Annotated in this window: 28 protein-coding genes; 10 read left to right on the plus strand and 18 right to left on the minus strand. The window is 62.1% G+C overall.

Annotated elements, in window-relative coordinates; genetic code table 11:
* Window positions 1–148: 148 nt before the first annotated feature.
* Window positions 149–2122, plus strand: a complete 1974-nt coding sequence (locus tag QMC96_05280; GenBank protein MDI6876167.1) for a PAS domain S-box protein — start codon at window positions 149–151, stop codon at window positions 2120–2122.
* A gap of 33 nt (window positions 2123–2155) precedes the next feature.
* Here the strand turns inward: QMC96_05280 and QMC96_05285 are convergent, their stop codons facing one another.
* The 3 genes from QMC96_05285 to QMC96_05295 form a co-directional block, all read right to left on the minus strand.
* Window positions 2156–2443 (minus strand): hypothetical protein, encoded by a 288-nt coding sequence (locus QMC96_05285; GenBank protein ID MDI6876168.1) that lies wholly within the window; start codon window positions 2441–2443, stop codon window positions 2156–2158.
* On the minus strand, window positions 2427–3224 hold the full coding sequence (locus tag QMC96_05290) for a DUF2953 domain-containing protein (protein MDI6876169.1): 798 nt from the start codon (window positions 3222–3224) through the stop codon (window positions 2427–2429). Before QMC96_05290 ends, QMC96_05285 begins: the two co-directional genes overlap by 17 nt.
* Window positions 3225–3295: 71 nt before the next feature.
* Window positions 3296–3820, minus strand: coding sequence for a spore germination protein GerW family protein (locus tag QMC96_05295; GenBank protein MDI6876170.1), 525 nt, complete (start codon window positions 3818–3820; stop codon window positions 3296–3298).
* A 285-nt stretch (window positions 3821–4105) separates the two neighbouring features.
* Between QMC96_05295 and QMC96_05300 the strand changes: the two genes are divergently transcribed.
* On the plus strand, window positions 4106–5464 hold the full coding sequence (locus QMC96_05300) for a TrpB-like pyridoxal phosphate-dependent enzyme (GenBank protein ID MDI6876171.1): 1359 nt from the start codon (window positions 4106–4108) through the stop codon (window positions 5462–5464).
* 6 nt (window positions 5465–5470) lie between these two features.
* Window positions 5471–6586, plus strand: a complete 1116-nt coding sequence (locus tag QMC96_05305) for an ATP-NAD kinase family protein (GenBank protein MDI6876172.1) — start codon at window positions 5471–5473, stop codon at window positions 6584–6586.
* 144 nt (window positions 6587–6730) lie between these two features.
* Here the strand turns inward: QMC96_05305 and QMC96_05310 are convergent, their stop codons facing one another.
* The 6 genes from QMC96_05310 to QMC96_05335 form a co-directional block, all read right to left on the minus strand.
* The gene (locus QMC96_05310; GenBank protein MDI6876173.1) at window positions 6731–6955 is read right to left on the minus strand and encodes a hypothetical protein; all 225 of its coding nucleotides are present in this window, start codon (window positions 6953–6955) and stop codon (window positions 6731–6733) included.
* Between the two features lie 9 nt (window positions 6956–6964).
* Window positions 6965–7258 carry a hypothetical protein gene (locus QMC96_05315; protein ID MDI6876174.1) on the minus strand — a complete coding sequence of 98 codons (294 nt, stop codon included), beginning with the start codon at window positions 7256–7258 and terminating at the stop codon, window positions 6965–6967.
* Between the two features lie 421 nt (window positions 7259–7679).
* Window positions 7680–10808, minus strand: a complete 3129-nt coding sequence (locus QMC96_05320) for a TaqI-like C-terminal specificity domain-containing protein (GenBank protein ID MDI6876175.1) — start codon at window positions 10806–10808, stop codon at window positions 7680–7682.
* A gap of 310 nt (window positions 10809–11118) precedes the next feature.
* Entirely contained in the window at window positions 11119–11376 is a 258-nt protein-coding gene (locus QMC96_05325) for a type IV pilin N-terminal domain-containing protein (protein ID MDI6876176.1), read from the minus strand.
* The gene (locus tag QMC96_05330; protein ID MDI6876177.1) at window positions 11376–11858 is read right to left on the minus strand and encodes a hypothetical protein; all 483 of its coding nucleotides are present in this window, start codon (window positions 11856–11858) and stop codon (window positions 11376–11378) included. The genes QMC96_05325 and QMC96_05330 overlap by 1 nt, the downstream gene beginning before the upstream one ends.
* 240 nt (window positions 11859–12098) lie before the next feature.
* Window positions 12099–12332: a hypothetical protein gene (locus QMC96_05335; protein ID MDI6876178.1), complete on the minus strand. Its 234-nt coding sequence runs from the start codon at window positions 12330–12332 to the stop codon at window positions 12099–12101.
* Window positions 12333–12677: 345 nt separating this feature from the next.
* Between QMC96_05335 and QMC96_05340 the strand changes: the two genes are divergently transcribed.
* The 5 genes from QMC96_05340 to argB are packed head-to-tail and all read left to right on the plus strand — an operon-like array spanning window position 12678 to window position 17109.
* Window positions 12678–13583 carry an ADP-ribosylglycohydrolase family protein gene (locus tag QMC96_05340; GenBank protein ID MDI6876179.1) on the plus strand — a complete coding sequence of 302 codons (906 nt, stop codon included), beginning with the start codon at window positions 12678–12680 and terminating at the stop codon, window positions 13581–13583.
* A gap of 23 nt (window positions 13584–13606) precedes the next feature.
* A complete protein-coding gene (argC, locus tag QMC96_05345; protein ID MDI6876180.1) occupies window positions 13607–14593 on the plus strand; it encodes an N-acetyl-gamma-glutamyl-phosphate reductase in 987 nt (328 codons plus the stop codon).
* A 13-nt stretch (window positions 14594–14606) separates the two neighbouring features.
* Entirely contained in the window at window positions 14607–15092 is a 486-nt protein-coding gene (locus tag QMC96_05350) for a CBS domain-containing protein (protein MDI6876181.1), read from the plus strand.
* 2 nt (window positions 15093–15094) lie between these two features.
* Complete coding sequence (argJ, locus tag QMC96_05355) at window positions 15095–16243, plus strand: bifunctional ornithine acetyltransferase/N-acetylglutamate synthase (GenBank protein ID MDI6876182.1); 1149 nt, start codon at window positions 15095–15097, stop codon at window positions 16241–16243.
* Entirely contained in the window at window positions 16240–17109 is an 870-nt protein-coding gene (argB, locus tag QMC96_05360; GenBank protein ID MDI6876183.1) for an acetylglutamate kinase, read from the plus strand. Before argJ ends, argB begins: the two co-directional genes overlap by 4 nt.
* An 11-nt stretch (window positions 17110–17120) precedes the next feature.
* Here the strand turns inward: argB and QMC96_05365 are convergent, their stop codons facing one another.
* On the minus strand, window positions 17121–17405 hold the full coding sequence (locus QMC96_05365) for a chorismate mutase (protein ID MDI6876184.1): 285 nt from the start codon (window positions 17403–17405) through the stop codon (window positions 17121–17123).
* Between the two features lie 92 nt (window positions 17406–17497).
* Between QMC96_05365 and QMC96_05370 the strand changes: the two genes are divergently transcribed.
* Window positions 17498–18100, plus strand: a complete 603-nt coding sequence (locus QMC96_05370) for a peptidase M50 (protein ID MDI6876185.1) — start codon at window positions 17498–17500, stop codon at window positions 18098–18100.
* On the opposite strand, the gene QMC96_05375 is transcribed toward QMC96_05370, so the two are convergent.
* From QMC96_05375 to QMC96_05410, 8 genes are all read right to left on the minus strand, one after another.
* Window positions 18097–18705, minus strand: coding sequence for a flavodoxin family protein (locus QMC96_05375; GenBank protein ID MDI6876186.1), 609 nt, complete (start codon window positions 18703–18705; stop codon window positions 18097–18099). The two genes, QMC96_05370 and QMC96_05375, sit on opposite strands and share 4 nt — an antisense overlap.
* On the minus strand, window positions 18705–19313 hold the full coding sequence (locus QMC96_05380) for a flavodoxin family protein (protein ID MDI6876187.1): 609 nt from the start codon (window positions 19311–19313) through the stop codon (window positions 18705–18707). Before QMC96_05380 ends, QMC96_05375 begins: the two co-directional genes overlap by 1 nt.
* Before the next feature lie 43 nt (window positions 19314–19356).
* Window positions 19357–20004: a peroxiredoxin gene (locus tag QMC96_05385; protein MDI6876188.1), complete on the minus strand. Its 648-nt coding sequence runs from the start codon at window positions 20002–20004 to the stop codon at window positions 19357–19359.
* A gap of 23 nt (window positions 20005–20027) precedes the next feature.
* A complete protein-coding gene (locus QMC96_05390; GenBank protein ID MDI6876189.1) occupies window positions 20028–20372 on the minus strand; it encodes a carboxymuconolactone decarboxylase family protein in 345 nt (114 codons plus the stop codon).
* A gap of 6 nt (window positions 20373–20378) precedes the next feature.
* Window positions 20379–20504: a desulfoferrodoxin FeS4 iron-binding domain-containing protein gene (locus QMC96_05395; GenBank protein ID MDI6876190.1), complete on the minus strand. Its 126-nt coding sequence runs from the start codon at window positions 20502–20504 to the stop codon at window positions 20379–20381.
* Between the two features lie 71 nt (window positions 20505–20575).
* The gene (locus QMC96_05400) at window positions 20576–20815 is read right to left on the minus strand and encodes a hypothetical protein (GenBank protein ID MDI6876191.1); all 240 of its coding nucleotides are present in this window, start codon (window positions 20813–20815) and stop codon (window positions 20576–20578) included.
* A 57-nt stretch (window positions 20816–20872) separates the two neighbouring features.
* Window positions 20873–21160 carry a hypothetical protein gene (locus tag QMC96_05405; protein MDI6876192.1) on the minus strand — a complete coding sequence of 96 codons (288 nt, stop codon included), beginning with the start codon at window positions 21158–21160 and terminating at the stop codon, window positions 20873–20875.
* 597 nt (window positions 21161–21757) lie between these two features.
* Window positions 21758–21883, minus strand: coding sequence for a hypothetical protein (locus QMC96_05410; protein MDI6876193.1), 126 nt, complete (start codon window positions 21881–21883; stop codon window positions 21758–21760).
* Window positions 21884–22105: 222 nt separating this feature from the next.
* Between QMC96_05410 and QMC96_05415 the strand changes: the two genes are divergently transcribed.
* Window positions 22106–22306 (plus strand): hypothetical protein, encoded by a 201-nt coding sequence (locus QMC96_05415; protein ID MDI6876194.1) that lies wholly within the window; start codon window positions 22106–22108, stop codon window positions 22304–22306.
* The last annotated feature ends 386 nt before the right edge of the window (window positions 22307–22692 follow it).

The raw sequence follows: 22692 nt of genomic DNA on the forward strand, positions 1-22692 counted from the left end.
CGGGACTCCCCCGGGTCGGTCCGCGCGGAGGGGGGGCGGCGCATCCGCTCCCTGCCGGCATTCCGGCGATGCCACGACGGGGCCGCCCTGGATCTCGAATTGACAAAATTCATGAACGAACAGAGGATAAATTCTCTCAGAAGGCGTCATGGCGGAGAGAGCGGTTCATCGGTGGATATTCCTCGCCTGCGGGATCGTCATGGTTCCCCTCTGGTTCATCGCCCTTCCCCTGAAGCCCCCCTTCGCGTGGGAAGACATCCTCATGGAGGCGCTGTTCCTGGTCGGGGTCGGGATCGCCTTCATTCTCATCGCCCGCCTGAAGAACAGGACGATCGAGGTGGGGATCGGAACGTTCGCACTGGGTCTCCTGATCGACCTCCTGGACGAGTTCACCTCGGAACCCGATCTCCTCAGCACGGATCTGGAGGGGATCCTGCAGCTGGCGGGCATCTCCCTCGTCGTCCTGGGGCTGTACACATCCACGCGGAGCCTGGAGGCGAACCTCGCCGTATCCCGGGAGAAGGAGGAGGCGCTCCGCAGGAGCGAGGAGCGCTACCGCAGCCTGATCGAGGACATCAACGACGTGGTCTGCGAGACGGACGAGCACGATCGCCTGGTCTACGTCAGCCCCAGGATCCGCGATCTGCTGGGATACCCGCAGGAGAGCCTGGTCGGCAGAACCCTCTTCGACTTCGTCGCTGCCGAGGACCGGAAAGAGGTCTCCTCGTTCTTTGACGGGGCGGCTTTCGGACGGAAGGCGTTCACCCTCATCGAGCACGCCATGCGCCACGCGGACGGCCACACGGTGATCGTCCAGACCAGCGGCACCCCGATGTTCGGCGGCGGCGGCGCCTTCCAGGGGTACCGCCTGGTGCTGCGCGATACGACTGCCCGCAGGCAGGCGGAAGAGGAGGTGAAGCGCAGGAACCGGCAGCTGCTGGCCATCAACCAGATCATCGGGGCCGCCGCCTCCTCGCTCAGTCTGAACGAGCTGATGCAGACCTCGCTCACGAAGACGCTCGAACTGCTGGGATTCGACGGCGGGATGATCTACCTCGTGGACCGGGATCGGACGCGGGCGGAGCTGGCGGTCTACCAGGGGTTCCCCAGATGGATCGTCCCCGACGGCAAGATCCTGGACATCCACGCCGGACCCTACCGACAGGTGTTCGTCGACGGCGAGCCCCTGTATATCGATAACTACCGGGAGCGGTATCCGGATCGGGAGGAGTTCGGGATACGCGCCTTCGCGAGCATCCCCCTTGTGGCCCACTCCATGGTGGTGGGCGCCATCAACATCGCCAGCCGCAAGAACTGCGCCTTCACCGATGACGAGAGATCAACACTCGAGTCGGTTGGACGGGAGATCGGCAGCGCCGTCTTGAAAGAGATGCTGCAGCAGCAGCTCGACAGCGCCTACACCAAGGAGCACCTCTACCTGGAGCAGCTCGCGGCTGCCAACCGCGAGGCCAACCTCTACCTGGACATCATGGTCCACGACATCAACAACGCTAACATGGTCTCTCTCGGCTATGCCGATCTGATCCGGGAGCGGGCCGGTCCGGAACTGGCCGACTACGCGAAGAAGCTCGAGAAGAGCGTCGAGAAGAGTATCGAGATCATCCGCAGCGTATCCACCATCCGCAGGATCCACCGCGGAGAGGCAACGCTGGGGCCAGTCGATATCGACAGCGTGATCCGGGCGGAGATCCGGCATCACGAAGGCGCCTCCATCTTCTACCAGGGTTCACCGCTGCTCGTGTACGCCGACGACCTGCTTCCCGAGGTCTTCACCAACCTCATCGGAAACGCCCTGAAGTTCGGGGGGCCGTCCGTGCAGGTACGGATCCGGGTCGAGGACCGGGGAGAGGAGGTCGATGTCGCGATCGAGGATACGGGCCCCGGCATCCCCGACGATCTCAAACCCCGCGTATTCGACCGATTCCAGAGGGGCAGCACCTCCGTCCCCGGGACCGGGCTGGGCCTGTCCATCACGCGCATGCTCATGGATCGCTATGGGGGAAGGGCCTGGGTGGAGGATCGGGTCCCCGGCACCCCGGGAGAGGGGACGGTCGTCAGGTTCCGCCTGAAGAAGATCCGGGAACCATCCACCCATCGCTGATATGTTAGAATCCGGTCTGTGGACGCATGGCAATTAAGGCCGCCCGGATGCAGGGATCTTCTGGCCGATCCGCCTCTCCAGCTCGACCTGAATACGGTTTTTCAGTCCGGGCACGGTCTGGAGCAGCTGCCCGAGCGTGAGACCCGCGACGAAAGGGCAGAAGTAGACTTCTTCCGCATCCAGAATCACGAGGGCGTGGGGCTCTGCCTGCCCGAAGCATCCGCCGTTGGCTGACACCATACGCATCTCTATCACGATGATGAGGCTCCTCTCTTCCACATGGACCGTCTCTCCCGCGAGGAGCCTATGCACCCTGTCCATTGTAACTCCCCGCTATCACCATCTTATGAACGAGGTCGAGAACCTTCCGCTCGAGAAATATCCGGAGCACCGCAATATAAATTCGAATCGGCCAGCTGAACCGCACCCGGGTCTTAAGGTGCCACTCGAGGATATTCCTGTCAAAGAGAGGATCTATCTGTATGCTGAGGTTGGGCACGGCATACAGCATCCCCCGGACGGCCATGCCGTACCCATAGAGGAGACCCGCAGTCTCCGGATTCTCAGAGCCCAGTGCCGTCTTCAGGTCAATCCTCTCAATCGAGAAGGACTTCACTACCTCCTGCACAAGCCTCGCGATGCGGTATCGAACCCGGGAGTCCAGCAGCACCTTCAGGGTATCCGGAGAGAGCAGCGCCAGATAGGCTTCGGGATGCGCCAGGGCCTGGTAGGTGCTCGGCCGCAAATAAAGCGTGTAGGAGGACTCGATCTCATCGATGCTCGGGAGAGGCTTCTCCGGCTCGGGTGGTTTCTCTACCTTTTCAGGTACTTCAACCGCTTCTTCTTCCAGAATGGGGGGCAGCCTCGACTCCAAGACGGGGCGGCCCGCTAGCAGGAGCGCCGCTGTCGGGCCCTGCTCTTCCAGGACAATACGAACGCCGACGATGCCCTGTATCACCGACACTGCCAGCGTTACCACAATGCCGTACTTCTCCGACTCCAGCTTGATATCAATCGGAAGCAGGGTGACGTACAGCGAAAGAACCCAGAATAGGAGAATGAGAATGGCAATTACGACCAGGATCCAGAACAGGATGTCCATTCACGTCACGCGAAAAAGTAGGTATCCCGTCCGGCAGGCTCACTAGCAGCTCCGGGTCGGTACGCCCACCCTCACTTCTTCCACTCTTCCCATTCGGTCTCTACTTTCTTCTCCGCCTCGCCCGTCTCGCCGCCCGCGGCGCCTTTCATCTCCTGGGCCGCCTCCCGCGCCGCCTGGGCTGCCTCCGAGGCCGGTCCCCGCATCTCGTGGGCGACGTCCCTGACGGTGCCCCGCATCTGCTCCATGACCTTGGGGATGGTCTCGACGACAATCGGGATCGTCTCGCTCACCGCCTCTGCCAGCGGACTGAGTTTGCGGAGCGAGAGCAGCTGCACGCCCTCCCGTCCGCGGACATCCTTGTGCAGCACGACGATGGCGGTCGGGTTGAGGGCTGCACCGGCACCGGTGCCAGAACCGCCGGAGTTCGCTCCGGACCGGCCGTCTCCGCCGCCGAAACCGAATCCATATCCGGCAATGGGGATGATCACTTTGTTCTCCGCCTCGACCGGTGGCCCCATGATATTGCTGGCGCACAGGAGCGAGCCCAGGATTTCTGTCGTCGTCTTCAGCATCTCTTCGCCTGGCAATGATATCACCGCTACCCACTACGCAAATGTCATATAAATACCTTTCTGGATTGGATGCGTCTCCTTCCCCAAACGAGGGATGATATGAGGCCCGGGAAGGTTTTCCCTCGAGAAAACGGCCCGGGCACATCCGAACGCTCTCCCGCCCGGCCGGGATCGTGCGTCCGGAAAGGGCGAATCCGTGCAGGCAGACGGCGCTGGCGTGCAGGCGCCGGTAGTATTGATTAAAAAAATACCTGATTAGTCACATGAGTTGCATAATGTATATATTAATACACTGCATACAGGAGATCTATGCAGACGAAAATCCTCCTGAGTGAGGACCAGATGCCGCGGCAGTGGTACAATATCCAGGCAGATCTGCCCGCGCCGCTGGATCCGCCCCTGCACCCGCAGACGCAGCAGCCCGTCACGCCCGACGATCTGAAGGCCATCTTCCCGATGGAGCTGATCCTGCAGGAGGTCAGCACCACCCGGCACATCGATATCCCGGAAGAGATCCTGGACGTCTACCGCCTCTGGAGACCGAGCCCTCTCTACCGGGCGAGGCGCCTGGAGCAGCATCTCAAGACTCCCGCGCGGATCTACTACAAGTATGAGGGCGTGAGCCCGGCCGGCAGCCACAAGCCCAATACTGCCATTGCCCAGGCATACTACAACATGAAGGAGGGGAAAGAGCGCCTGGCGACCGAGACCGGAGCCGGCCAGTGGGGATCGGCGCTCGCCCTGGCCACCCAGCTCTTCGGCCTGGAGTGCACGGTGTACATGGTCCGCGCCAGCTACCTCCAGAAACCCTACCGCAAGATGATGATGCAGGCCTGGGGCGCCGAGTGCCTCCCGAGCCCCACGACCCGCACGGCCTCCGGGCGGGCGGTGCTCGAGAAGGATCCGGACACCTCGGGAAGCCTGGGGATCGCCATCTCGGAGGCGGTGGAGGATGCCGCGACCCACGAGAACACCAACTACGCACTCGGCTCCGTGCTCAACCACGTCTGCCTCCACCAGACCGTCATCGGCCTGGAGACCCGCGAGCAGCTGGCGAGTGTGGATGCCTATCCCGACGTCGTCATCGGCTGCGTCGGAGGCGGGTCCAACTTCGCCGGCATGTCGTTCCCCTTCGCGGGAGACAAGGTGAAGGGGAAGCATCCCGACACCGAGATCGTTGCCGTGGAGCCCGCCGCATGCCCCACGCTCACCAAAGGGCTCTACACCTACGATTACGGCGACGTGGCCGGGCTGACCCCGCTCCTGAAGATGTTCACCCTGGGCCACGACTTCGTCCCGCCGCCGATCCACGCGGGCGGTCTGCGCTACCACGGGGATTCGCCGATCGTCTCGCGGCTGGTCCACGACGGGGTCGCCCGCGCCGTCGCCTACCACCAGAACGAGGTCTTCGAGGCGGCGGTCACGTTCGCCCGGACGGAGGGGATCATCGTCGCCCCCGAGGCCGCCCACGCGGTGAAGGCGACGATCGATGCCGCGCTGGAATGCCGTGCGACGGGCGAGGCCAGGACGATCGTCTTCAACAACTCCGGGCACGGGAACTTCGATCTCTCCGCCTACGAGGCATACTTCGGCGGGAAACTTGCGGATTACGAGTATCCCGTGGAGCTGATCCGGCAGGCGCTCGCCCGCATCCCCCGGGTCGCCTGAACCGCCATGCGCACCGTGGGATTCCTCATCAACCCCATCGCCGGCATGGGGGGGGCCGTGGGCCTGAAGGGGACGGACGGGCAGGTCGACGAAGCCCTCTCCCGCGGTGCGGTCCCGCAGGCCGGCAGCCGCGCAGTGCGGGCGCTCCGGGGACTGAAGGGCATCCGCTTTCTCTGCTGCTCCGGGGCGATGGGCGAGGAGGCCCTGCGGGAGGCCGGCATAGCCGATTATGCCGTGGCGTATACGGCGCCCCGCGTCACATCCGCCGAAGACACCCGGGCCGCCTGCCGCGCATTCCTGGCGAGGGGGGCGGACCTGATCCTCTTCTGCGGGGGGGACGGCACCGCCCGGGACGTGTTCGACGTCGTGGACCGGACCGTTCCCATCCTGGGCATCCCGGCCGGCGTGAAGATGTACTCGGCCGTCTTCGCCGTCACGCCGGACGCCGTGCGGGAGATCCTGGACCTGCCCGATCCCCCCCTGCGGGACTCCGAGGTGATGGACGTGGACGAGGAGGCCTACCGTGACGGGGTGCTCGCCACCCGCCTGCACGGGTATGCCCGCACCCCGTATATCCCCAGCGCCGTCCAGGCGGGCAAGGCCGTCTTCGAATCGTCGGACGAGGAGCGGGCAAAAGAGGAGATCGCCCGCTTCATCGCCGAGGTGATGCTGCCGGATACGCTGTATATCCTGGGGGCCGGCACCACGGTGGAGGCGATCGCCCGCCGCCTCGGGATCGGGAAGACCCTGCTTGGCGCGGATGCCGTGCTGAACGGACGGCTCGTCGCCCGGGATCTGGACGAGAAGGCCCTCCGGGAACTCGTGGAGGACGGAAACCGCTCCAAACTCATCGTCAGCCCCATCGGGGCCCAGGGTTTCATCCTCGGACGGGGCACGCAGCCGATCAGCCCCGCCGTGATCCGCCGGATCGGGATCGAGAACATCATCGTCGTCGGCACCCCCCACAAACTGCGGGAGACCCCGGCGCTCTACGTGGACAGCGGGGATCCCCGCCTCGACGCCGCGTTCGGGGACTCCGTGCTGGTCGTCTGCGGCTACCGCATGGCCCAGCGGAAGAGGATCGCCCACCCGCGCCGGGAAACGGCGGCGGCGCCGTGCTGATCCGCCCCGGGGTTCCGGCGGCTGGGACCGCCCCTTGAGGACGAAGATCTCGCCGACGAAGAGGGCGACGGCAGGCACGGTCGTCAGGAGGATGGCAGGCAAACGCAACGCTGCCTGCCCCCCCCCTCGCTCGCGGGCGCCGATTCATCCGGGCAGGCGCTGCTTCTGCCCCCGTGCCGGGGCCGCACGCGCCGTGGCCCTCCGCTGAAGCACGACGAGCCCGGCATACATCGGTACGACCACGACCGGGAAGGTCAGGTCGTAGACGAGGACCATCCCGGCGTTGTTCGGCGCGAGGTTGCCCCTGGCAACGATCTCGTTGACGTGCCCGATCCCGGCGCCGATGTAGAATACGCTCCCGGCAACCACCGCCGCAAGTCAGAACGAGTCGCGGAACCGGTACGCGAGCAGGCCCAGCGAAGCGACGGCGAGGTTCGCGACCGCGACCTCCCGCTGGAAGGGGTTGCCCGCCGGCCAGCCAATCGAGGCGGCGATCTCGTCCGCGGCGAGGGTATGGCCGACGACCCCGGCGATCCCGAACCCGACGGCGAGCGACCGGAGAACCGGGATCTCAAGCACCCGGATCCGCGAGAGCGTCTTTCGCTCGCGGATGAGGTGCACGACGGCGGCAAACGCCGTGAGCATGAGGAGAAAAGCCCAGATGGAGAACAAATTTGCGTTTCATGCCCTCAGGGAAAAATTTTTCGAAAATACCCGAATTCCAGGACGATAGGGCAGATCCCGGGGACCTGTATCCGTCCCGCCCCGACCCATTTGTGCCACGCCCGTCATGGCGTAGCCTGATGATACCCCATGTGCGGACTGCATCTACCCCAACGTCGGCGAAGCAGCCCGACGGGGCGGACCCCGCGAACGCTGGCATCGCCGGTGCCTCGATCGGCATACCATCTCCTATGATCCCGCCCGACCCCGCCGATTGCGAACCGATCACATCCGGTTTTGCATCTCTTCGTACATGCGCATCGGCATCACTTCCGGGACATTTGCGACAATATACCGAATCGTCTTCTCCCGCTCTTCATCGCCGGTGCCCCCATTTCCATACCTTCCTGACGGCAATACGATCGATTTTCTACTGCACTGCCCGTTCGATCAGCCCAATCTCTTCTTCCGATAGCCCGTAGAGTTCGTACACCAGCGCGTCGATCCTCCTGTCAGTCGCCTCGATCTCGCGCCGGATGAACGTTTTATCCTGCTCCGTTCTCGCATCGGCGAGACGCCGGTTCAGGTCGAGCATGGTCTCGACGAGGGCGACCATGCGATTGTGGCGGGCGGCGTCGGCGGGGTCGGAGAAGTCGATGGTGCAGATGGAGAAATCTTTGAAAAATACATAGCTCGGTTCATAAAATCCACCTCGAAGTTTTGGTAGAATGAGCTTAAAAAGAAAATTATTGAGTTTACTATTAAGAATACCCAAGAGATATTTATCATCCATCGAAATTATGAAACATTTTTGATTTGTATAATTTGAAACGGCATCATAAGTGAATTCAGGCTTTTTACAAATATTTGGATAAACAATCTTCCGTTTTTCAAACTCTTTATAATAATCAACCGTATCCTGAATTTCATACCATTGATACGAACCCGGTTTTCTCCCTACCCATTCTCCTTTCCATTCCTTCGGTCTGGGCATCAGCTCCTGTTTAAACTTACTGAGGTATGCCTTAATCACAGGATACTCGTTTATATTGATGCCTCTTCGTGTGAAAATCAGGAATTTGTCAGGTTTCAAAGGCTGATACCGCTTCACATCCCGCCCTAACAGAAACGGCTTGATGATCTCCGCACTTCTTGGATCCCCGGCGATCAGGCGATCCCTCGTCTCCGTATCGATGATAAACGCCCTGTTCAGCCCGGTAAGGACTCCGCGATAGATCTTTCCCTGCACGTACTCGCCCAGCGGAACGCCGCCGCCCCGGATCTTCTTCAGCAGCGCGCTGATCCGCCCGTCCACGAGCGACCAGCCGTTATCATCCAGGTCATCCACCCTCACCGGGCGGCTGGCCTCCCTGACATACTCGCAGAGATCAGGGAAATCCAGCGACGCAACCTGCGTGACCGGGAACGTCTCGTCGGGCGGCCCGGGAGATACCCGCAGGATGCACGGATAGGTCGTCGCCCCGCGGAACACCGGCAGGTCGCCGAAGTCCACGATCTCGCGGATCTTCTTCTGCTTCAGCCACCCCCGGAGCGGCTTTCCATAGTTCGCACGCATCCATTTGTTCGCGACAATGTAGCCGAACTGCCCGCCGGGGCGGAGGAGCGAGACTCCCTTCTCTATGAAGTAGGTGTACAGGTCGGCAACGCCATGATAGACCGCAAACCGCTTCTTCGCGTACTCCTTGAACTCCTGCCCGAGCGTCTCCTGCCGCACATACGGCGGATTGCCGATGACCGCATCGAACCCGCCGCGCCGCATGATCCCGGCGAACTCCCGCTCCCAGTCGAACGCGTTGATCCGCATGCGCTCCTCGATGCCGGGCTGGAAGGCGGGATCGTCGTAGATGTCGGAGGAGACGAGCGAGTTCCCGCACTTGATGTTGTCGTGCAGGCTCGGGAGCGCCCGCTCGGCGAACAGCGTCAGCTGTTTCGATACGGTCTCTTCGCTCTCGTCCTCGAGAACCTTCAGGAGAAGGGAGAGTTTCGTCACCCCGACGGCCTGCCGGTCGATGTCCACGCCGTAGATGTTGTTCAGGAGGATGCGCTTCCGTTCGGCGGTGGTCAGCTTCCAGTCGCTCCGCACCCGCGAGTCGGTCCCGTTCGCCGCCTTGTAGATCGGGAGTTGCTGCGGTGCGGCATCCCGCCTCTTCCCCCGACCGGGCTGTTTCGGCTGTTCCGGGGCAGGCGGCAGGAGTGCCCTGACTTCGGGGGAGGCCGCCCCCTTCTCCTTGATCACCGGGACCAGGTGCTCGATGTACCAGTCCCGGTGCCAGTTCAGCAGGAACTGGTATGCGCCGAGCAGGAACGAACCCGAGCCGCAGGCGGGGTCGAGAATCGTGATGTCCGATACTTCCTTCGGGGTCTTCCCGCGGACGAGCTCGCCCACGGTCTGCTTGACGATGTAGTCGACGACATAGGTCGGGGTGTAGAAGACGCCGCCCGCCTTGCGCACCTCTGGCTTCTCCTCCACCTTCGCCCGGTGGCCTTCCGTCAAGCGGATCACCTTGCCCAGGAACTGCTCGTAGACCTGCCCCAGGATGTCTGCGGGGATTGCCGAGAACTCGTACGGGCTTTCGGGGTAGTAGAGGCGGCGGATGATCGCTTTTATCACATCGTCGTCGATCGATAGAGATAGCGTCAGGGCATCGGGGGATTCGCCCCGCCCCGGCTCCTCCCGGAAGTAGAACAAGCCGGAGTTGTAGCGATCATCGGCGTGGCGGAAGAGCTCGCAGAGGCGGGCATACACCCGGTCCCCCTCCATCAGCCGCTGCAGCGTGCCGTATGGCTCGATCCCCCGGTCTTCGCTGATCCGGAGAAAGATGATGCGGTCGATCGTCAGCTGGACGGCCATATTCAGCTCTTCGACGGTGACGGCAGGATTGCGGAGCGCGATATTTTTGGCGAGGATATCGCGCCATTTCTCGATATCGGCGAGGAACGTCTCGTCGACGCCCATCGTCCCCTTCTTATCGGTCTCCGACTCGGCGAATTTGTCGAACGCGCCCTTCAGGATGCATCTCTGGGAGAAGATTTTTTCTATCCACTCCCACTGCTCGGGGTACTCCCGGTAGGTGAAGTAGCGGATCCGGGCCGTCCCCGCGGTATCCCCCTTCCGGATCGGTTTCGTGCAGTCATAGACGGCGAACTCCTCGAAGTTCGTCAGGATGCTCAGCTTCAGCCCGGCATTCCAGGCATACCGCCGCAGCTGGAGAGCCGATTCCGTATCGTCCCGGAGCCTCACGGAGGGTTTCTTCGCCTCGACGATGAACTTCCTGACACCCCCGATCCGGAATGAGTAGTCAAGGTAGTTCGTCTGCCCGCGTATCCGGATCGGATCCTCGTGGGCGACCTCCTTATACGCCTCGGAGAGCCCCTCCCGGTTGTCGACGTCCCAGCCAAGCGCCCTGAAGAACGGATCGATGAACTCCCGGCGGAGCTGCGTCTCGTTGTACTGCCCGCGCAGGTACGCGGGGCGGTGGTACTCGAACCGTTCAACCAGCAATCTGATAGCATCGGGGCAGGCTTTCGGGTCGGGCATACACGGGCTCCTGTAGTACACTTTCGGAGCGGAGAGCCATAAATGGGTTGCTATTTGCTGATAAAGAGGATAATGTCAGGGTATTTTACCATAGGCAGCGAATATTCTGCTCGAAATTTTTGTATTCATGCCGGATGATTGCAGGTGCTGATAAGGATTGGCAGTTGATTGGGTTCTGTTGAAGCGATGAGAAAAAGGAGGGGTGGGCTGTCATCGCCGGGAGGGTTCCGTCACCAAGGGCCTGTTCTGATCCGTCGCCACATTTGGCAACGACTGCAAGAGTCTGTTGATCGCCCGTATGTCTCGTTAATCACACCTTGGATCCGACAGATGGTGTGAGTTCACCCGTTTCCCCTGCATCTTCGCACTCTTCCCAGGATGTACCATTCAGAGTAACAGTAAGTCCGGCAACATCTGCAGCATCTGCTCTGCCCTGGTTTGTAACAATTATCTGGCTATCGGAAACAATTGCTGTTGCTGCAACATTCTTCGTTGCTGATACGTCTCCGGCCATCCCAAACACGAACGTTGCAATGACTGCAGCGAGGATCCCTGTGATCGCCACCATCACCCCGGTGACCGTCGATACTGCTTATTATCTGTAAATCTCATGCTTTTCCCCCTCTCTATCTGATATCCTGAGATCGCCGGGGCTGCTAAACCGCCGCCGCCATCAGGATAGAAACGAGATTCTGGGTGCCATGCACATTCGAAAGTAAAGCCATTTATCTCCTGACCACCGAGCTCCTTAAAGTTGAGCGCATGGAGATCGTAACGGCTGACAAAATCCTCGAGATCCACCAGGATATCATCAGCAGATTTGGAGGGACAAACGGTGTCCTGAATCTTGGGACTCTCGATTATCTGGTTTACAGGGCTAGCCGGGAAACCGATCCCTATCGGCGAGCGGCGCCAGTTCTCTACCACATCGGGGTTCGACATCCATTCATTGACGGGAATAAGCGGACAGCGTTCATGGTGGCCGATACTATCCTCGGGGAGGCCGGACACCATATTGTCGCCGAATGAAGACGAAGTGGTCTCATTCATGCTGAGTGTCGCCAGATATGAACAGGATATGACGACAATAGAGCAATGGCTAAAAAAGAAGGCGAAAAAATCAGAGCTTGCTTAATCTCTCAAGCGCCCGCTGATTCCGCTGTATAGAGGCCTCGAAAATGCGACGCTCGTTAGCAGTTAAGGCCTTTTTGCGCTCTCTTATTTTTCCCCGGTATGCGTCGATCCGGCCATACTGTCCCCCTGTTCTCCCATGCGAGCATTCCTGTTGAACTATAAAAGTATCGTAGAAATGTAACCAACAATCCTGAAGGAACGATCGGCTTGGAATGCATCGAATACGATGGGAGGATTTGAAACCCTGAACTCCTGCGCCAGCCCGTAGAGGGGATCGGTCCCATCCGGGACGAAGACCGTCCGCGGCTGTACCGGGAGATTGCCGATCACACCCGCCCCATCCTTGAGGAGCGGCAGAACCGTGCATAATCTCAATTCTCCCTTTTTCATCTCTCCATTTCTTCCGATTCGCGGCGATCGGGATACATATCGCAGACTTGTTATTTCAGACCTGTTCGCCGTCGATTCTTCTATCGGGTGACATAGACAGGGGGCTATGATCGTCCCGGAGGCGGTTTTGATGCCCCCGGGGATGCCAGAATCGATGTCTCCCCCACCCCCCCCCACCCCCGCGCGCGGCATGCGCCCGTGGAGACGCAGATACCGTTAGCATCCGTCATGGCATGCGGGAAACTGCTCTACTGTAACCTCCGTTTTCCCAACTACAATACGGAAAGCGATCAGATGGCTGCAGAACAATAACCATTATCTCCCGGAGCCGGAGAGATCATAACGATGCTGTCGCAGTGGAAGGGCTGCCTGCTGGGTGCTGCCATCGGAGACGCGCTGGGAATGGCCGGGGAGAGCAATCCGCCCCGGTACGCCTCCGCCGCTCTGGAGTACCGCCGGGCGTACAGAAGTCATCCCAACGGCAACCTCGCCCCCGGCCAGTACACCGACGACACCCAGATCATGCTGCTGGTGGCTCGTCTCCTGGCGGACGCCACCTACACCGAGGCCCGGCACGCGGAATCGCTGCGGGACCTGCACGCCTCCGGCTCCCTGCGGTTTCCCGACGCATCCGTCGCCGTCGCCTGCGACCGCATGCTGCACCGGGGGCTGAAGGGGAGCGGGGTGAACTCCAACACCGCCGGCTGCATCTGTGTCGCCATCCCCTTCGCGCTGGCCTGCACCGACCTGATCGAGGTGCGGGAGCGGGTGGTGAAGGCCTGCAGCCTGACCCACGTCCATCCGGCGGCGTATGCGGCGAGCGTCGCCGTGGCCCTGCTGCTCTACCACACGCTCCGCGGTGCGCCGAACGCGTTGGCGCTCGCCGGGAAGGGGGCGGCCCTTGAGGATCCGCTGCTCGCCGCGAAGTGCCAGGCCGCCGTGCATCTGGGGGAGGAGGGGATCAGCCTGGATGCGGCGCTGGGCCGCCTCGGAAACGACGTCTCCGTCTACCATACGCTTCCCCTCGCCCTCTACCTGATCAGCCGCAACCGCGACCCGCGGGAAGTGCTCCGCCTGGCGTCCAGCGTCGGCGGCAACACGGACACGATCGGCCTCATCTGCGGGGCGTACGCGGGCGCACGGCACGGCATGGAGGCCTTTCCTGCCGATCTGCTCGAAGGCCTGGAGAACCGTGCGGAGATCGAGACGCTCGCAGAGCGTCTCCACGCCCTGGCCATCCAAAAGCATTAATTTTTGCCGGCCAAACCTGATGTATGGAAATTGCGATTATCGGCGCCTCGGGCTATACGGGCGGCGAATTAATCCGGCTTCTGGGAGCGCATCCGAAGGCGGAGGTGGTGGCCGCCACCTCCCGCAAACTGGCAGGCACACCGCTTGCCCGGATCCACCCCCACCTGAAGGGGTTGACCGGCCTGACGTTCCAGAACCTGGACGCGGATACAATCGATGCTGATTTCGCCTTTCTCGCGGTGCCCCACACGGTGGCGATGCAGTACGTTCCGAAGCTTCTCGAACGGGGCATCCGGACGGTGGATCTCAGTGCCGACTACCGCCTTCCCCGGGAGATCTACGAGAAGACCTACGGAGTGCGGCACACCGCGTACCGGGAAGCCCCCTACGGCCTTCCCGAGCTGCACCGCGAGGAGGTGCGGGGTGCATCCTTCGTATCCAACCCCGGCTGCTTCCCCACCGGCGCCACGCTCGCCGCAGCACCCCTCGCCGAACGGGCGGTTGCCGTCGTCTTCGACTCCAAGACCGGCGTGAGCGGAGCGGGCAACAGTCCGAGCGAGACCACCCACTACTGCAACGTGGGCGACGTCGTGACCCCCTACAAGTGGACCGCCCACCGTCACCTGCCGGAGATGCGGATGGAGCTGGAACGGCTCGGATCCCGTGCGCAGTGCTACTTCACACCGCACCTCGTCCCGGTGAACCGGGGGATCCTCACCACCGCGCACATCCTGCTGGAGCAGCCGATCCCCCAGGCGGAGGTGGAGGACCTCTACCGCCGCTTTTACCAGGGCGAGCACTTCGTCCGCCTTCAGAAACCCTCGCTCGCGGCAGTGCGGGGCAGCAACTTCTGCGACATCGCGGTCGAGAGCAGCGGCAACCGCGTCGTCGCCGTCTCCGCCATCGACAACCTGGTGAAGGGCGCCAGCGGCCAGGCGATCCAGAACATGAACCTGATGTGCGGATACGAGGAGACTGACGGTCTTCGGGCGGGGGGTCTCCTGCCGTAGGGAGGGGAGAACCATGCAGGTCAGGGAGATCATGACGCGGGAGCCCATCACCGTCCAGGCGGATGCAACGGTTCGGGAGGCGGCCGGGCTGCTGCGGAAGAACAGGATCGGCGGCCTCCCCGTTCTGGACGGGGATTGCCTGGTCGGGATCGTCACGGAGACGGACATCGTATCCCTCCTCCAGGTGCCGGAGATCAGCGACGATCTCTGGCTGCCATCGCCGCTGGAGGTGATCGAGCTGCCCATCCGGGAGTATGTCAACTGGACCAAGACCAAACGGGCACTGTCCCACATCGGGGACCGCCGGGTGCGTGACGTGATGAGCATGCCTGCCATCACCGTGGACGCGGACGAGGATATCGAAGAGGCGGCGGCGGTGATGATGCGGGAGGACATCGCCCGCCTGCCGGTGGTGAGCGGCGGAAGGCTGGTGGGCATCGTCACCCGCGCCGACATCGTGCGGGGGGTCGGCATGACGCGGGAGGCGGGGCAGGAGTGACCATGCAGAGCATCTGCGCGGTGGAAGGCGTATCCGCCGGCGGCATCCGGGAGGGGAAGTACGGCCTCGCCCTCATCCGGGCGAGCGGAGCTGCCGCCGCCGTCTTCACCCGGAACCAGGTGCGGGCGGCCCCGGTCGAGCTGATGATGGAGCGGATGCGCCGGGGGAGGCTCGAGGCGATCGTCGCCAACAGCGGCTGCGCCAACTGCTATACCGGACGGCGCGGCTACGCGGACGCCGTGCGCATGTGCGAGATCGCGGGCGGCGTTCTCGGCGTCGACCCGGAGGGCGTGGGGGTGGCGAGCACGGGCGTGATCGGGCGCTACCTGGACATGCCGCTGATCGAACGGCAGGCGAGTGCGGTGGGACCCCGCCTCGCGAGGAGCGGTGCGGCCGAAGAGCTCGCCGCAGCGGCGATCATGACTACCGACACCTGCCAGAAGCACGCGCTGGTACGGAAGGAGGGGTTCTCGGTCGGCGGCATCGCCAAGGGCAGCGGGATGATCGCCCCCAACATGGGCACGCTGCTCGCCTTCGTGTATACCGACGCGGAGATCGAGTACGCAGCCCTCCACGAGGCGCTGCGGACGGCGGCACGGAGGACCTTCAACCGCGTGGTGGTGGACGAGACCAGCACCAACGACGTGCTCTTCTGCACCGCCACCGCCCGATGCGGCCCCGTGGACGAGGCGGAGTTCCAGGACGCGCTGACCGATGTCTGCCGCTCTCTCGCCGTCCAGGTCGCCTCCGATGGCGAGGGGGCGACGAAACTGCTGGAGGTGCGGGTAGGCGGCGCACCGAACGAGGAGGGGGCTGCCGATGTCGCCCGCACCATCGCCGCCTCCCCGCTCGTCAAGAGCGCCATCTACGGGGAGGACCCCAACTGGGGGCGGGTGATCGCGGCGGCCGGGCGGGCCGGCGTCGACTTCGAACCCGACAGCGTCTCCCTCTGGATCGGTGAGGGGGACGGTCGGACGGCGCTGATCCAGAACGGCAAGATAACGGCCGATCTGGCCCGGGCCAAGGCGGCGATGCGGGGGAAGAAGGTGGTCTTCTTCCTGGATCTCGCCGCCGGCGAGGGGGAGGCGACCGCCTGGGGATGCGATCTGACCGAGGGCTACGTGGAGATCAACGGCAGGTACACGACATGAAACGCGAGGACGTGCTGATGGAGGCGCTGCCCTACATCCAGAAGTTCCACGGGAAGACGATCGTGATCAAGCTCGGCGGACACGCGATGGTCGACGAGACCGTCCTGGAGAACACCATCCAGGACGCGGTGCTGCTCCACTACGTGGGGATGCAGGTGGTGCTGGTGCATGGCGGCGGCCCGGAGATCACCCAGAAGATGAAGGCGATGGGAAAAGAGCCCAAGTTCGTCGGAGGGCTGCGCATCACCGACCAGGAGACGCTGGAGATCGCCCAGATGGTCCTCGTCGGGAAGATCAACGACGGTATCGTCTCGCGGATCGCCCGGTCGGGTGCCCGCTCCGTCGGGCTCTCGGGCAACGACGGCAACCTGATCATCGCCCGCAAGATGGATCTGCAGCGGGTGAGGAACGGGGACGAGGTGCAGGAGGTGGATCTCGGCTACGTCGGGGAGATCGAGCACGTCGACCCGTCCGTGCTCCGCACCCTGCTCGACAACCACTACATCCCGGTCGTCGCCCCGATTGCCATCGACCGCGAGGGGCGGAGCCTGAACATCAACGCCGATACCGCGGCGGGGAAGATCGCGGTGGCGGTGGGGGCGTACAAGCTGATCAACCTGACCGACGTGGACGGCGTCATGGACGCCGAGCGCAGGAGAGTGTTCCGCCGCCTCACCGTGCCCGAGATCGATGCCCTCATCGCGAGCGGGGCGATCAGCGGCGGGATGATCCCCAAGATCACCGCCTGCCTGGACGCGGTGCGGCAGGGCGTGGAGAACGCCCACATCCTGAACGGGAACAGGGGGCACAACCTGCTCCTCGAGCTCTTCACCGATGCCGGCGTCGGCACCATGCTCTCCCGCTAGGCGCATCTTTTTCAGGGCAGGTTCCCCTCGCCCATGCACTCCCGCTGCCGCTCCTCGCTCATCCGGATCAGGATCTCGAAGATCTGCTGGACCGGCACCGGATCGATCTTCCGCTCCACGGCGAGGTCGAAGACACGCTCGAGCACCCGGTTCTTCCGCGCCTCGTCACGGATGGGAAGACCTTCTGCCTGCTTGATCAGGGCCAGCTTCGCCGACAGCTGCTGCCGGCGCCCGATCAGACGGATCATCTCGGCATCGATCGCCTCCATCTCTTCCCGGATCGACTGGATGGACATACCATATGGTACGGGCGAACGAAGATAAAAATGTCAGTGCCAGATTCGGAAAGCGCCATAAGGGGGAAGAGCTCAATTCTTACTGAGGAGAGATGAGCATACTCGATCGTATACCCGCCCATGAGTGGCGGGATCTCTTGGTCGCATGGATCGCGATATCCGTTGCGTTCACCCTGATCTTCGTCCGAGGCGGGGTCACCCCGATCACCTTTCTGGTCTTCTTCGTGGTGTCGCTGCTCACGGTGGGCATCGGGTTCGTGCTGCACGAGATGGCTCACAAGTTCACCGCCATGCACTACGGATACTGGGCCGAGTTCCGGAAGGACAACAGCATGCTGCTGATCGCCATCGTCATGGCAGCGCTCGTCGGCATCGTCTTCGCTGCGCCGGGGGCGACGATGATCTACGGCTCCACGTCCCGCCCGCAGAACGGCTGGATCTCGGCGGCCGGCCCCCTCACGAACCTGGCCCTCTGCATCCCGTTTGCGGCCATCGCGATCCTTTCCCCGCCGTCGGGCATTCTGTGGATCCTCGGGCGGGTGGGCCTCCAGGTCAATGCGATGATCGCCACCTTCAACATGCTCCCCGTGAGCATTCTCGACGGAAGAAAGGTGCTGGCGTGGAATCCTCTCGTCTTCGGGATTCTGATCGCTGTTTCGCTCGCGGTCCTGTTCGGATCGCTGGCGTACCTCTAGGCCTCTCTTTTCAGCGGTTCCAGCACCTTCACCACCTTCTGCCCCTTCGTGTAGGCCTCCGACAGCGCCGTGGGATGCCCTTCGATCCCGCCGTACCGGTCCATGTCGTTGGCGATGATGTTGTCGTAGTACTCGAATCCCAGGATGTCGAAAAATGCGGTGATGACGGGGAACGCGGTGTTGAAGACACTCTCCCACCCGAGCCCGGCGGTGGAGAGGAAGATGCCCTTGTGGCGCCGGATATGCTCGTGGCTGTAGTACCGGGTCTTCAGGATGTACTTCTGCGCCCAGAGGGCCTGCGCCCGGTCGATCAGGGCCTTCGTCTCCGCCGTGATCGCCATCGTGTAGATCGGAGAGGCGACGGCAAGAACGTCCACGCCCAGGATCCTCTCGAAGAGGGGTGGGAGATCGTCTCTCACGACGCACTGGCCGCTGCGGTGGCAGAGGTTGCAGCCCCGGCAGGCGGTATAGTCGAGATCCCGGAGGATAACCTTTTCTATACCGGCGCCCGCGTCCTGTGCCCCGGCGAGGAACCGGTCCAGCAGGGTCTCGGTGTTGCCGTGGCGGTGGGGGCTGCCCGATATGCCGAGAACCTTGACTGCCATTATGCTGCCTTCATCTCCCGGAGCCTTCCGATCACGTCTTTTCCCAGCTGACGGGCCTGCTCCCGGGCGGTTGGATGCTGCACTATCTCCCCTTTGCCGTCCACGCCGCTGATCATCAGGTAGCGCACGTCCTGATCCCGCACGGCCGCAAGGTGGAAGAAGCACCGCACGGGGGGCAGGGCTCCATCGAACACGTTCTCCCAGGTCTGCCCGGCGGTGGAGAGGAAGACGCCCATGCGCCTGCCCACCTTCTCCGGGGGGACGAGGGGCAGGCGCAGCACGTACTTGCGCGAGCGGTGGACCTGCATCCGATCGATCAGGGCCTTTGCCTGGGCGTTGATGCTCATGCAGAAGATGGGTGCGGCGAGGACGATGCCGTCCGCTTCCAGGAGGAGGTCGTTGATCCGGTCCATGTCGTCCCTCTGGACGCACCTTCCCGTCACCTCGCAGGCGTTGCAGCCCCGGCAGGGGTTGATGTTCACCTCGGTGAGGGCGATCTTCTGGATCTCGACATCGCTCTCCTCCCCCATGGACTCCAGCACCCAGTCCAGGAGCGTCTCCGAGTTTCCGTGCCTCCTCGGGCTGCCCGCAAAGGCGAGGATCTTCATGCCATTCCGTTGGCTGCGAAGCATAAAAAGAGTTGTTCTGGAATCAGACCTTCTTGAAGCAGAGGTACCAGTCCTTGCACTCGTAGCCTTCCTGCAGACGCTTCTCCATCTCCTTCTGCGTCTTGGGGGCGGGCACCACGACCTTGTCCCCCGGCTGCCAGTTGGCCGGCGTGGCGACGTTGTACTTGTCGGCGGTCTGCAGACCCCGCACGATGCGGAGGATCTCCTGCATGTTCCTCCCGAGCGAGAGGGGGTAGTAGAGCATGGTGCGCAGGATCCCGCGGTCGTCGATGAAGAAGACCGTGCGACAGGTCGCCGTGCTACTCTGGCCGGGGTGGATCATGCCGTAGCGCTTCGCGACGTTCATGCTCAGATCGGCGATGATGGGAAACGTGATATCGACGCCCATCTTCTCTTTCACGTTCTTGACCCAGGCCAGGTGGGAGTGGATGCTGTCGATCGAGAGACCGAGGAGCTGGACGTTCATCTTCCGCAGTTCCTCCTCGATCTCCATGAACGCCATGAACTCCGTCGTGCAGACCGGCGTGAAGTCCGCCGGGTGGGAGAAGAGAATGACCCACTTGCCCCGCAGGTCGGAGAGCTTGAGCGGACCGTGGGTCGTCAGCGCCTCGAACTCGGGAGCCGGTTCGCCCAGGCTCGGGAGTGCATACGCAGATTCCGTGGGTTCCATAGACTGTCCCCTTTACCGCGTTGTTATTTCAGCAGTTCCTCGGCGGCGGTCTTGCCATACACGTACGCGGGCATGCCCGCCAGGAGGAACGTCACGCGGAGCGCCTCGTCCATCTCCTGCATGGTGATCCCGAGGGGTCTGGCGCCGGCCATCTGTGCACGGACAGCGTGCCCGTCCCGGAGGGCGCAGGCGATCGCGATCGCGATCAGTTTCTTGGTCTTCTTGGAGAGAGCGCCATCCGCCCAGACCAGCTGATCCAGCCCCATCACCCTGCCGTAGAGATCGGGATCCAGCTCCTTGAGCTCCCGGAAGATTTTGGGCACCTTCCCGATCTTGTGCTCGAGTCGTTCCATCTCTTCGTCTTTCATGCACGATCACTCCTGCAGCGTCATCGGCTGGCCGCAGCAGACGAGCTCCCCGCCGCCTGCCACCTTGACCTCGACCACGTTGCCGCAGATCTCGCAGAGATACACCTCTCCGGCTCTGGATACGTTCACCATAAAATTCGGCCTCCATCTCCTTTTTAATGGCCTGATGCTGTCTGAAAGAATAAGAAGTTTGCCCCCCGGGGTCACTTCGGGGCGGACTCCTTCCTCTTGGGAGGGTTGAGAACGTCCTCCGGTGTCTTGATGTCCGGGCGGATGTGCGTCATGGGGACGCACTGGTACTCCTCGCAGGCGCAGGCCGGACACTTCCGAAGGTCCTGCTCCGCCGCGGAGAGTTCCACCTCCCGACCGCAGTCGATGCAGACATACTTGCCCGGGCCCACTCTCTCTCCCGCCTTCCTGACTTCAGGTCTCTCGGCAACCATCGTATTCACCTCTACGTTCAGAGGCGTCGCAAGTATTTAATTCTTTTCTCGAATGACTCAAAAATATTCTGAATCGATAGAAAAAGATGGATTTAAGGTGTTTTTCAAGGAAGCCCTTCGAAGCGTGCGGCAGGAGAACTGCCGCTGGACCATCAGGCGGGAGAGGCGTACCTCCCGCGGGGTCCAGCGGAAGGGCGAGGCGGCCAGCACCAGGATGACCGCCGCGAGGAGGAGGATCTCTCCGAACGCGAGAAGGATGATGCCAGGCTCTCCTAACAGCATCGACACCACCCCCAGTGCGGTGGAGAGCATGAACAGCCCGGCCCCGGCCTTGACGGCATGCATACCGAATACCGGAGAGCAGACGGGATAAATTCTTTTATACGCCTCGAACGCATGCGAAAACGATTCGGGGATCGAGAGGCCGTATCGCGGCAAAAGGGCCAGTGCGATTTGCGACCATGCACTCTCGACCCGCCGCTCACCCTATCCGTGCCTATCGCATCATTTGGGGGGAGGGGGGCGCACCCCCCAATTGCCCCCACCCCTGCGCTACGATAGGGTTTGCCAGGGGATCTAGGAGAGATCGGTTTAACGGGTACCCCCGATGCCGGTGAATACCCGCTGGGCAATCGGGACGAACTGAACGGACTATCCGCCAATCTGCGATATGATGCGCTATTGCGCAACCTCAACAAGGTGACGAACAGCTCAAACGAACAGCCCGGAATGAGAACCCAATGAAAGGTCTGGTTCATATCTCGGTGGTGAAGGCACTGGGATGAGGGCTGTCAAAGGGTGGGGAACAAAGGCGCATCGTACGGGATAGGAGATATCTGAATCGAAGGTGGTGGAAGAAACGGAACAACGCTTCTTCGCTTTCAAAGTCAGGTGATATATGGCCATGCAACATTCCTCTGATCATGACAAACCAAATTTTTTTTAAATCCCCCTGTTCAGGTAACAGGCCACCCCCCGCACGATGATCTCCTTCACCGGGTTCCGGTATTTCCTCGACCGCACGTTCTCTCCGAATCCTCGTTTCAGGACGGGGAAGGTGGTCTCCACCAGGGTCCTCCGGAGGGGGATATTCTCATCGAAGGATCGGGCGAGTTCCCGGCGGTACCTTCCCCCGATCCGTCTCCTCTTCCGGTTTCGGACGGGAATGACGGAACGAGCTCCCAGCTAATCCCGGATCTGCCGGTGGAGACTCTCGGCATCGGACCCCCTGTCCAGGACATACGTCTCCGACCTCCGGATACGGTGACATCGCCGCAGGAGGGGCCGGGCATGGACGACATCATGACGAAATTCTGGGAGATCCGGACTCCGGTGATCACCGGTTTTTGGGTATCCCCCGCCCGAGAGGTTTTGAGACAGCTCCGCCAGGTCGGCCCGGTCCTCCAAGTGTACTTTCTAAGAAGGATATCGAGAGATCCTGAACGTATCCTCGGTAGGAATTTCTGCAGGGTTGTGAAGCGAGGCAATTGATCCAGTTCCAGTAGTTCGGTAATCCCGGCCATCATCTCCCGGAGATCGACGATACTCCGGTAGTCCATCCTCAGGACATCTCTGAACAGGATCATGGCCAGATGCTGGTGCTGGGTACAGGTTCTTTTGGAATATGTACAGGAATACAAAGGACTCCGGGAACTCCGGACCTCCGATAGAAGGGTCTCCCGTAATCTGATAAACTTGTTCTACGACCTTAGTCCCGGCTCCTTGTCTGTTATCGGCATATAATGACAGGGGGGCGGCGTATCTTAGCTATTGTGGTTGAACCTGAGTAAAATGGGGTTATTGAGGATTTCTACAAGGCCTCTTCCTGCCATTGCTACTATACAGTGCCGTACTGGGGGGCAATCCCAACGATATCT

The organism is Methanomicrobiales archaeon, from assembly GCA_030019205.1.
Taxonomy (GTDB): Archaea; Halobacteriota; Methanomicrobia; order Methanomicrobiales; family JACTUA01; genus JASEFH01.